General features: G+C 32.4%; 15 protein-coding genes. All 15 read right to left on the bottom strand.

What is annotated here, in order from left to right; translation table 11 throughout:
* Nucleotides 1-98: 98 nt before the first annotated feature.
* On the bottom strand, nucleotides 99-548 hold the full coding sequence (locus EC501_RS13060; RefSeq protein ID WP_122972748.1) for a DinB family protein: 450 nt from the start codon (nucleotides 546-548) through the stop codon (nucleotides 99-101).
* Nucleotides 549-827: 279 nt separating this feature from the next.
* Entirely contained in the window at nucleotides 828-1,049 is a 222-nt protein-coding gene (locus EC501_RS13065; RefSeq protein WP_122972749.1) for a hypothetical protein, read from the bottom strand.
* A 172-nt stretch (nucleotides 1,050-1,221) separates the two neighbouring features.
* Nucleotides 1,222-1,521 (bottom strand): hypothetical protein, encoded by a 300-nt coding sequence (locus tag EC501_RS13070; protein ID WP_122972750.1) that lies wholly within the window; start codon nucleotides 1,519-1,521, stop codon nucleotides 1,222-1,224.
* Between the two features lie 571 nt (nucleotides 1,522-2,092).
* Entirely contained in the window at nucleotides 2,093-2,602 is a 510-nt protein-coding gene (locus EC501_RS13075) for a hypothetical protein (protein WP_122972751.1), read from the bottom strand.
* A gap of 207 nt (nucleotides 2,603-2,809) precedes the next feature.
* A complete protein-coding gene (locus EC501_RS13080) occupies nucleotides 2,810-3,085 on the bottom strand; it encodes a hypothetical protein (protein WP_122972752.1) in 276 nt (91 codons plus the stop codon).
* Between the two features lie 110 nt (nucleotides 3,086-3,195).
* Nucleotides 3,196-3,774 (bottom strand): CBO0543 family protein, encoded by a 579-nt coding sequence (locus tag EC501_RS13085; protein ID WP_122972753.1) that lies wholly within the window; start codon nucleotides 3,772-3,774, stop codon nucleotides 3,196-3,198.
* 156 nt (nucleotides 3,775-3,930) lie between these two features.
* The gene (locus EC501_RS13090; protein ID WP_241559349.1) at nucleotides 3,931-4,155 is read right to left on the bottom strand and encodes a hypothetical protein; all 225 of its coding nucleotides are present in this window, start codon (nucleotides 4,153-4,155) and stop codon (nucleotides 3,931-3,933) included.
* Nucleotides 4,156-4,195: 40 nt separating this feature from the next.
* Complete coding sequence (locus tag EC501_RS13095; RefSeq protein ID WP_122972754.1) at nucleotides 4,196-4,453, bottom strand: DUF6199 family natural product biosynthesis protein; 258 nt, start codon at nucleotides 4,451-4,453, stop codon at nucleotides 4,196-4,198.
* A 340-nt stretch (nucleotides 4,454-4,793) separates the two neighbouring features.
* The gene (locus EC501_RS13100) at nucleotides 4,794-5,732 is read right to left on the bottom strand and encodes a DNA/RNA non-specific endonuclease (protein ID WP_122972755.1); all 939 of its coding nucleotides are present in this window, start codon (nucleotides 5,730-5,732) and stop codon (nucleotides 4,794-4,796) included.
* Between the two features lie 189 nt (nucleotides 5,733-5,921).
* Nucleotides 5,922-6,212 (bottom strand): DUF2268 domain-containing putative Zn-dependent protease, encoded by a 291-nt coding sequence (locus tag EC501_RS13105; RefSeq protein WP_241559350.1) that lies wholly within the window; start codon nucleotides 6,210-6,212, stop codon nucleotides 5,922-5,924.
* Nucleotides 6,213-6,433: 221 nt separating this feature from the next.
* Nucleotides 6,434-6,985 (bottom strand): CPBP family intramembrane glutamic endopeptidase, encoded by a 552-nt coding sequence (locus EC501_RS18825; RefSeq protein ID WP_122972756.1) that lies wholly within the window; start codon nucleotides 6,983-6,985, stop codon nucleotides 6,434-6,436.
* Between the two features lie 320 nt (nucleotides 6,986-7,305).
* Nucleotides 7,306-7,980, bottom strand: coding sequence for a GNAT family N-acetyltransferase (locus tag EC501_RS13115; RefSeq protein ID WP_122972757.1), 675 nt, complete (start codon nucleotides 7,978-7,980; stop codon nucleotides 7,306-7,308).
* Nucleotides 7,981-8,466: 486 nt separating this feature from the next.
* Nucleotides 8,467-10,098, bottom strand: coding sequence for an L-glutamate gamma-semialdehyde dehydrogenase (pruA, locus tag EC501_RS13120; protein WP_122972758.1), 1,632 nt, complete (start codon nucleotides 10,096-10,098; stop codon nucleotides 8,467-8,469).
* Nucleotides 10,099-10,242: 144 nt separating this feature from the next.
* Nucleotides 10,243-10,461, bottom strand: a complete 219-nt coding sequence (locus tag EC501_RS13125; protein ID WP_122972759.1) for a hypothetical protein — start codon at nucleotides 10,459-10,461, stop codon at nucleotides 10,243-10,245.
* A 300-nt stretch (nucleotides 10,462-10,761) separates the two neighbouring features.
* Nucleotides 10,762-11,256 carry a DinB family protein gene (locus EC501_RS13130; protein ID WP_122972760.1) on the bottom strand — a complete coding sequence of 165 codons (495 nt, stop codon included), beginning with the start codon at nucleotides 11,254-11,256 and terminating at the stop codon, nucleotides 10,762-10,764.
* Between the last annotated feature and the right edge of the window lie 98 nt (nucleotides 11,257-11,354).

Here is an 11,354-nt window from a genome sequence, read left to right on the forward strand (position 1 = left end):
GATAGACATGGTTGGACCATCTTATCGAATATTAGATACAAAAGAATGGCTAGAAAATAGTTCGGTTTAAGTGGATCAGTTTTTAATTAATAAATGGCTCAATTTTTACTTGCGAAATACAGATGAATTTCGTGGACAATGACATGACGTATGATTTCTCCATGTGTACATTCGATGACTCGACGTCTGATTGGTGCATCTCTAGAGCTAATGGGTGCTACACTAAAATCGGCTTCTGAAAGTTTATAAGATTCCATTTCATTTGTCCAAGATGTCACAAATGGTTTTACTTGCTCGTGGTACTGGGTTGAAAGGTTTTTCACTTTTTGTAGGCTAGCATATTCCTCAAACAAGGGCTCCTCAGGTACTGGTATACCTCGCAAACCTAAAATCCACATATATTCCACATCCACAATGTGAAATAGGGTATGTAGAATACTTCCGAATCCGCCGATCCGTTTCTTTAATAGTTCTTCCTGAGGTATATCCTCACACCATTTAAACCAATCATCACGGACTTGCCAGTTGTATTGAAACAGTTTCAACATTACAATACCTCCAATTCTCTATAGATTAAATAGTAAATTCCATCAAAATACTTTCAAATCCTTTTTATTTAACCCTTACTAAGATTCACCACAATTTTGGTCAAATGAGAAAGACGCATTCTTATAAAAAATGCGCCTGATTTATCCATTCTTTATATCGTCAGTCCTTTAACTCAAATCCATTATCATGTTGTTTTCAAGTAATCTACTTGTATTACAAATTTTGCAACTTTTTAGATAAGAACTCCACTCAATAAAAATGCATGTTCAAAAGTATAATTACAACCTATTATTATTCTTATAATTTTTTGTATATAGGTATACCTTATTATCAGTTGCTGCCCGGTTACCTATGAAACTCATGATTGCCAGTAAAATCCCAAAGAAAACAAAAGCAGCAACGTAATAACCTTGAAACATAGAGACAAAGGACGCTACCATCAGTAAAATCATCATAACAATTATTATTATCTGTCCTTTTCCTTTTCTTTTACCTTTCATATCTCAACCCCCAATTCGCTCCGCTTTATTTTCTTATATGTTAATACGGCACTTTGCAAGAGAAAGTTTCCTTTTACTGTTTAAGTTTATTACTTCTCAATTTCGCCTAAATGTTAAATTTAATTTTTTCAAAAAAACGTTGATCTATCTAAGATATTAATAAATCGTATTCTTACCTTTCCCCAATCTCAGCATGAGAGGGTAATTTCTTATCAAAAAAAGTAAAAGTTGGTTCATGGCTTAATGTTAATTCAATGCCTTGTTGCATCTCGGAGGGTAAAATACATATCCTTGTGATTTCTTCACTATAGATAACCCTATCTTCATCTATAATTTCTCCGTTTTTCTCAAGAACCTTTACTTTAAAACTTTTATGTTGATTAATAGAATTCCCAATTACCTTTAACAACAAAATAGCATCATCGGTTGTTTTAACATAAATAATTTGTCCTGTATAATTTACAATGTCCATATTTCACCTCGTTTTTATATTGGCGCTTATAAAAAAGTACGATATTTAATGGAAAAAAGTTTCAAATTAGGAGATCTAATAGAATGCCCAGTTTATTTAACACGATTCACAAATTATATAATGTTTTTTCTCTTCGTAATACTTCCTATACAGCCAATAATAAACATAAGGATTGCAATTATTTCAAGAGGTATGAATAAAAATAGAAGGCCAATTCCTACAAATCCTTCATGTGTTATGTCTCTATAAATGATTGAACCAGCAACAGTAAATATAGGTGTGAAAATTATCGCTAAGTAGACGCTCCATATTATAAAATTATGTATCCAAGAACGTTTAGAAGTAAGAATGAAAGCCATTATAAAAAAATGATAAGAACTGCGAATAACGAGGCTATCATTTGGAACCACTCCTTTATAATATTACCTAAATTTTAACATTAAAATCCAAAGATTTCTTGTTTACTGATAAAAATGAGCGCATATTCTTATTCAAACAATAGCACCCAATTGCAGAATATTAGAGATCGTAATTCATTATTAAGCACAAAACTTGTAAACTAACCTCACACTTAAATGTCTAATGCAACCACATAACTACCTGTACCTTCTTCCCAAGTAGCTAGTATTTCATATTTTGCTTTGCCTTTTTCCTCTACATCCTTAAAGTTAAAGTACGTAGCAATCATCTTATCAATGTTATCGTAAACCCTTATTTCGTAATTTAGTGGTTCTTTTTCGAAGTTTAGAATGATAGGTTCATTAAGACTAACATTCACAGCATCTTCTATGTTAACTAATTCTGTTGATGGCATGAAATCTGCCTGTATATCTACCGTTTGTCCTGTTTTCGAATCTAAATAACTCCAACTGTAACCACCTTGGATTGTTCTAATTTCTTTTTTTCCAAAAGTAATTGTAAGTGAAGGTGGTTTCTCCCAGTGAGTCAAGTTAACTTCTTGGGTTATTTCTTTATCACCTGAAGTAACATTTTGCTCTGACTCAACCACATTCAATCTACTCCACCCTACTAAAGCACAAAGTGAACATATGGCACCACTAATAAAAAAAATTTTATTCAAAATATCCCCCCTTTAAATTAGACAATCATTTTAAAATTAAGTTTCAAAATTCTTGTTACTCAAATCTAGTTTAAGTAGATTCCTTATCGACTCTTTTTTCAATTAAATTTAAATAATCCTCAGAACCTAAAAAGGACACCTTCTTATGAAAGAAAGCGCCCGATGCTCAAAATTGCTATTCAATTCAAGAGCCCAATAGTTGAATCATCAAAAGGCAGTTCCTTTTGAAAATTTCTTTTTAAAAACAAAGTATGTTAATACACCTAAGCCAATATATATAATCAACATACCACTCCCCATTATTGCTGAGAATTTAAATAAAATAGTTAGTGAGTATAAATTTAGTAATATGTAGAGTGTTAAAAATAAAATTCCTTTTTTTCTGCTTTTCAAAAGGACAGAAGTAATAATAGCCAATGCTAAACTAGCGCATATTAATTGACCTAAAAAAAGCATTATATACATCAAAATATCATTCTCCATAAAAATCCCCCTTTTCTATTTAAATTCTTCAAATAGAAGTAGTTTTCCTGTTCTACTATCTGCCTTATTGATGAAAATAGCACAATTCTACTCAAGAATTGCGCCGTTGTTTAAGAACCATTAATTGATTGTTGTTTTTGTAACCATAAAAATAAGTTGGTAATCAATTTAGATATTATGAATAGCACTATATAAAACAGGAACAAATAAATATAATTTACACCCTTAAACATATGGAAAAAGTGGAAATTGACCATAATTGGTTTTAATACGAAAGCAAAAAAGGCTGATAATAAAACTGAGTATAGGTATATGTTTTTTTGTCGGTTCAATGTCCACTGATATAACAACATAAAACTTACCGGTACTAAGGAAGCATCTAGAGCAAAACTTGGTAAAAAGGGAACGAGTTCATATGGATATTCCCATAGCCCCATACTAATACCAATTTTATTAATATATGCGAACCAAACATGATAATTAAGTCCAAAAAAACCTAAAAGTAACGTTTTCCTTTTATCTATTGTAAAAAGTAATACTATAATTGGGACAATTAATGCTATCACTACTATCCAAAATTGCCATGTATTAAAGTAGGAAAATGATTTCCAATATTCTAATTGAAGTTGGTTTAACTCTTCTAATATTGACCTTATTTGATTTAACAATTCTGTTTGGTTTTCCTTCATAAATAAATCTCCCTAATAATATTTCTATTATTAAGTAATTTAACCGTATTCTTGTTTAACTATTCTTCTTCCATTACAAAGGGACGATTATATTCAAGAATTGCGCTCCATTATTGAATAAGTCTTTTCCAAATGGATATTTTAACTCATACTCGATTATTTTTTAAAATTCTCATCTACCGATGGGTTTCCTACTTGATCAATCATAACGGTTATTCCACTTTCGGCAGCAGTAAAATTCAACATTTTAGAATTCCGGTCTGATTTAGTTATCAAGATTAATCTTAAAAATCCCAACTTACCTTGAGTATAAATAATTTCAAAACGTTTGTTTTCCAGTTTAATTAAATTAAAATAAAAAATATGGATTCCCTGTTTCAAAAATAAGTACTGAAACTCCCCCATTCAATTGGAATTACTTTTAGTTCAATACATCAATAGATGGTAATGGAGGGTCAGGAGTAAAAGTATCAATTGCAACAACAATAATGATTGCAGTCCATATAATCATACCCATTACACTTCCAATTCTAATTAACTTAATCTGTATATCCGATAACTCTGGAACCTCTTTATATCTCCAGCGATCTAAAAAGAAATAACTTTCTTCTGGTTCATAAAGACTCCAAATACCATAACCATATACAGGTATCGAAAAGACTATCATAATGAATAACATAACCCTTTCCCCTTTTCTTTTTATTATTTATACGATCCTTCTTTTAAAGAAGATTCAGTTTTTTCTAGCAACCCAATTCATAACTAATACTTCCAGCGATAGGTTAATTTTAATGAAATGTTTGACAAACCAATCAAGCTACTTTACCCGTTTAGAATGTCAATCTGATTTATGATTTGGTTTATAATCCCTTAATGAATGAAAAAAGACGCATTCTTATTTAAAGAAATGCGCCAGATAGTTGAAGATCGTTATTGAAAGAAACTAGACAAATTTTATTGATGATATCCCACTAGGAAACTGTTCTTTCATTCATTTTAGCCTCAAAGAACTTAAGAACTTACTCACCTACCATACCGTCATTATCATTATCTTGCATATATTGGTATAACCAATGATCACTTGTTATTGGCATACTAAAACCTGCTGCTTTTGCTTCTTTAATCGTTACCTGTCCATTACCGTTTGTATCAATACTAGAAATATCACCGGTTGTGTTTGAACTAGTTAAATCAGAAGGCTCACTACCTGTTAAACCCAGTGATTCGTTTACTTCGTCAGGGTTCACATTATCAAATGAATCAACGATTTCGTTACCCATTAACGTATAAGTATACTGATAATGGGAAGGAATCTGAGTCTCCGTATTCGGATATGTGATAATTGCTTCAAAATTAGTAGCTCCACCTGCATTACGAATCTCATCTTCCATATAAGCTTGATCACCATGTCGGTTAAGTGTACTATCTTGTGGAGTAATATTATAAGCATTCGATACCCCTCCGAGAGAATCAGCAATAATATGTCCTTCATCTAGAACGTCACTTTCTACGCCAGGAACCTTTGCCTCATCAGCATAGTATCTACCAGACGATAATATAGGTTCGTTTCGGTCATCTTGTAGAATGATTTCGTCAGCAATCACACGAACTAGTTGTCCATATTCGTTCGTAAATGCCCAATATTCACGGTCTCCATAACCAATGTCAACGACGACATTAGGTTCACGATATCCTGACAAATCACCACCATCAACTTCAATAAGTTCGTATCCTGAAAACAGATCATTATTTGATTGAGTTGGTGTTTCTTCAACTACCGGTTCATCAACAACTGTAGTGATTGCTTCTTCTTTTTCGCTATTATTATTCGTTTCAACTGTACTTGCTTCTTGTGGATCTGTTTCTACATCTGCAACGGATGAACCTTCTCCGTTAGTACAACCAACAATAAAGATGGTCATTAAAAGTAAGATTAAATAGTTCATTTTCTTTTTCATTTTAAGACTCCTCATCATAGTTCAAACTGTTCATTCTAAAAGCCTTGCAATTTCATATAGATTAACCATTGTTATCCTATTAAAAATAGTATATTCCAATACTAACTTTATTTCAGTAGATTGTTTTAAATCTGCATAGATTTCAATTAAGGCTTGTACAATTTCAGATTGTACTTCATTTACTCAATTCTATTTATAGTTATCAAAATAGTTTCCTTTTTCGATAATTTCTTGTGGACTTAAAGCTGTCCATTGTTTTGGTGTTAAATTAGGATATAAGTCGAGATAAGATTTAATCATCTTATAGCCTTCACTGTAACCATATGAAGGCGGTAAATCCTTTCCGCCAACTATAATTTCTAACGCACGATCAAAGTCCTTTTTGTTTAGATCAGGTTCAATTTTAGACCATAATTCTTTGTCGTAAGCTAAATCCACTGGGGTGTTTTCAAGATTTGGATAAACGGTTTTCTCGAACATGACCGCCTTTCCTTCAAAAATAAGATTATAACACTGTGATGATATTCGTGGGCAACACCGACCTTTAAAAAATTATCACTATAATATCCATTATAAGGAATAATAATTTTCCCAGCCCCAACGGTTAACATCGGCATTTTTGCATTGCTAGTGGATTGTGCTAAATAACACCAACTGTAACCATTATTCTAGTCTTAGTGAAGGTAGTTTCTCGGTTTTAGTCAATGGAAAATTAACCCTAACAAATTATAGAAAGAATGAATAATAATTACTAACCAAAGGGAACTAGTTTTCTTGTATACGTATCCAAATAGAGCACCCAACACAAAGATTGTTATCGAGGAACTTAGAATATAATGAAATGCAAACAAACCTTTATAAATCCAAATAGGAAAATGAATCAAAACAAAGAGTAGAGATGTAATTGTATTTGCTATCCAAAATCTAAAAGAATCCATAAGTTTATTTAATATAAATCCTCTAAAGACAATTTCCTCAGTGATTCCAACTAATAGAAAAACATTTAGCCATTCGTCAAACCCTATATGCAAATTGATTTTATTATCTAAAACAGTGATATTTAAAAGGATATATAATATGAAGACTAAGAAAACCCAATATATCCATTTTAAACTTTTTTTAAAATTATGACGTAATCCTAAAAAGGAAAACGGATCAGTTTTATCTATAACTTTAGCCAATAATATTACTGGAATGACCCAGATGACTATTTTTATTATGGCTGATGTTATAGCTCTTGGAACAGATTCCATCAAATCTAAATATTGAACTAACCATAATTCTCTAAAAGACCATAGGACATAAAATATGATGAAATAAATCCAAATATAATTTTTATTTGCTTTTAAATCTATATGAAACTCCCCCCTTTCTTTTTCAAGAATACAGTTACTTCCATACCTTTACAACCTTTTCATTAACATAAATTGCCAATTCAATTGGCAAGTTTTACTCAATAATCTGCCCCGGTAAAAAAAGCAATTCTTCTTAAAGAATTGCCTCCGATTTTTGAAGATCCTTATTCAACAAAAGTACTCGTTTGTAGTGTATGAATTCTTGTTTTATGATTACATCAACTTATTTGAATATCTGTTCCATACTGTATCAATTGTAGTTTTCTTGCCAAAGATTGGGATACAAAATTATTCCATGAAGTGCTATAAAGTGCAATTCGTCCTTGTTTTTGCACCTCTGCAGCCCAAGCATTCGTAACATCTATACCATATGATCTTCCACGGTAATCTTCATGTGTAAACACACTTGCTTCATCTGCCATTAAGGACTTCCTCGCACTACAACAAATTGAAACAACTATGTTATCTTCAACAATGACAAAACAAGATTGCTTATAATCAAAATCCTCAAAGGTATATGGGAAATGGGGCTTTGGAAGTTCTTTGTTTTCATATGTTACTTTAATTGCTTTTCTAACAGACCTTTCCCGAACATTTGGAAACACATATGCTGGGCCGAAAGATAAATCATTCAATTCATAATCTATACTTAAAACCTTTATTACTTTTCCTAAATCAGTTGGATTTGTCCTAGTAACATGTTCTAATTTCTCTACAATGTCCGCATTCAAAGAATTGGAATATCTTACTACACTACCATCTCTGGTAGTACCTATGAAAACAAGTGGTGCAACATCATATGGTGGTTCGTTTACGACTGTTATTCTATTTTCAGTATTGTGTTTAAATAACACCTTCACATGATGTCTCATCAATTCTAAATCAGATAACAAATATATACCCCCAACTTATGATTTAATCCTATCATTAGAAAATTCTTATTGAGTGTTCTTCCATAAAATAACCCTTTTCATGGTTAAAATCGCATTTCTTATTAAAGAGACGCGCCATATTATGGTGTAAATTAAAACCTGAGTATCAACACAAGATTTCAATTAAACAGTGATTTGAATATAATGTTTTACAATTTTTTAACCCCAGCTATTACTTTAATCTTAGATTTTCTTCTTTAAAAATCAGGATTTTCCTTCTCACTTTTATTAATTCATTGAAATTGGGGTTAATTGATAGACTAAATTAATAGCAAGCGCTTCATAATAACCTCGTTTCGTTTGAATGGTATGGGATGCATAGAATGTCTCGAATAATAGTGCTCATCTAACAGTTCGAAAAAGATAGAAATTCTCATATATCAAGGAAAAAACTATAGTAAAAAAGAGGTTAAAGTGAACACTTTAACCTCTTTACTATGTTATTAATTATTCTTCATCCATGAACGGATAAGCAATATCTGTAGTTGGTGCAAAGTTTTCTTTGATTACACGAGGAGTTGTCCAACGAATCATGTTAAATACAGAACCTGCTTTATCGTTTGTACCAGAACCACGAGAACCACCAAATGGTTGTTGGTTAATCATTGCACCAGTTGGTTTGTCATTGATATAGAAGTTACCAGCTGCGCCTGATAAACGATTTTCTAAATGAAGAATTGCTTGGCGATCTTGTGCAAAAATAGCACCTGTCAATGCGTACATAGAAGCTGTATCAACTGCTTTTAATGTTTCTTCTAATTTATCATTTTCATATACATAGATTGTTAACACTGGTCCAAAGATTTCTTCAACCATTGTTTTGAAATTTGGATTTGTTGTTACAATAATTGTCGGTTGGATGAAATATCCAACAGAATCATCATAAGTACCACCAGCAATAATTTCTGCTTCTTCAGAAGCTGCCGCATAATCGATATAGCTTGTTATTGAATCAAACGCAGGTTTATCGATGACTGCTCCCATAAAATTACGGAAGTCTCGTACATCCCCGACTTTCAATTTAGCAGTTTCTTCAACTAAACCTTTCTTTACTTCTTCCCATAAGCTTTGTGGAATGTAAGCACGTGAAGCCGCAGAACATTTTTGACCTTGGTATTCAAATGCTCCACGAACAAGGTTAGCTACTAATTTGTCAACTTGTGCAGTTTCGTGTGCAAATACAAAGTCTTTACCACCAGTTTCCCCAACTAAACGAGGGTATGATTGATAATTTGCAATGTTTTCCCCTACTGTTTTCCAAATTGTTTGGAAAGTACTTGTTGAACCAGTAAAGTGGAAACCAGACATACGTGGATCTGTTAATACTATTTCCGAAACTTGTGAACCACGAGATGGTACAAAGTTGATAACGCCTTTTGGTAATCCTGCTTCTTCTAAAATACGCATGAAGTAATAGTTTGCTAGTAATGAAGTTGTTGCAGGTTTCCAAACGACTACGTTCCCCATCATTGCAGGAGCTGATGGCAAGTTACCACCAATAGCAGTGAAGTTAAATGGAGAGATTGCTAATACAAAACCATCTAATGGACGGTAATCTAAACGATTCCAAACGTTTTTCATACTATCAGGTTGAATTTGATATACTTGGTTTGCATAATCAACCCCGAAGCGCAAGAAATCTGCTAATTCTTGTGCAGAGTCTATCTCAGCTTGAATTACAGTTTTAGATTGTCCTAACATTGTTGCAGCATTCATTACATCACGGTATGGACCAGAAATTAAATCAGCAGCTTTTAAGAAAATAGCAGCACGATGTTCCCATGGCATATTTGCCCATGATTCTTTCGCAGCCATTGCAGCTTCAATAGCATCACGTAATTCTTTCTCACCAGCTTCTGAGTAGTTTGCTAAAATATGTTGGTGATTATGTGGCATAACTACTTTCTTAACTATATCTGTTTTAATATTTTGACCGTTAATAATAATAGGGATATCTACTACTATTTCGGATTGGCGTTTTAATTCCGCTTTTAATGTTTCTCTTTCTTTTGTACCCGGTGCATATGTATTACCAGGCTCATTTTTAGGTGTTGGTATTTTAAAAATTCCGTTACTCATGCTTTAACTTCCTTCCTGTTGTAAAAATTTTTCTCTCTTCTTGCATTCAATAAATTATAAAATACTTGTAATTACTAGTGCAAGTTAGCAGGCTCAAGTAATCTATGATTTTCCCAAACTAGAGAGGGGTTAGAGATATACTTCTTAATTTGTGTTTTCTCCATGGGGCTGATCACTATTTAGAGAATTAATTTCAGTCTCCCTAGAATATTGAGTTCCCACTAAATCACTAAAAACAGTCGTATTTCTCTTAATTTGAGAAACAGCTGCAATGATTGGAATGGTAGAAAGAGAAGATCCTAATGTAGAAAGTAGTAAGGATGCTGTCACGACATCTGTACCTTTAACTCCTGCACATCCCACTGTAAGAATAACACCTAATAAAGGAGTCTGTAAATTCATTTTAAAAATAATTGGAATTCTTATATAAATTAGCTATAAACACTGATAAAACACCTAATGTTGATGCAAAACCGTTCATATTAAAGTTCGGGGATAGCGGCAATGTCAAATTATAAATATTTTTTGACTACTAACTTCATTACTCTCTAATATAATTTTTTTCTTATTGAGTGTTAATGGTCCGATTACTAAAAAAGGCACAATTCCTTTTTTCAAGAATTGTGCCCTAAAGTGGATTAACTGAAATGCTAATAAAGTTGATTAAAAGCTGCGTCTCTTTGCCCAAGCTGCTTGCATTTTGCTTAGAAATACAATTTGCCCTATATGATATGCGTTATGCATTGCTAAACTCTTTAGTTCAATTACTAATGAATGCTCTTCCCCTGGAACCTGTCTATACAAATCTTCAAGTTCTGATGTTGCTAGTAGTTTTTCAAGTTCGCGATGGACATAAAAGTATTCTTGTTTTGTTTTCTCCCAATTTTCTAACGTCTCAGTTGGTAATCGAAATGTAGAATCATTATTTTCTGCCTTTGGTTCATTCGCTGTTTCACCAAGAAATCGCATAAGGAATCTCTTTTCATAGAAAAGTAAATGACAAACTATTTCCCAAATAGAATTCATTTCCCCATTAGATGTTTTCCATTTTGCCTGTTCAAAAGTGATATTCTCTAGTACTTTTTCAAGCGGTGGAAACCAATCTTCTTTATCTAAGCAGCTTGCCCATTGCTGTAACAAAAGTGTCCTTACATCCATTTTCCATCCCCCCAATTTCATCCTGATAATCGTTCATCCATTTGCCTAAATCTTCATTTACTAAAAGTTGATCTGGCATGACTATAAATTTCGAGGTA

The organism is Lysinibacillus halotolerans, assembly GCF_003711845.1.
GTDB lineage: Bacteria > Bacillota > Bacilli > Bacillales_A > Planococcaceae > Ureibacillus > Ureibacillus halotolerans.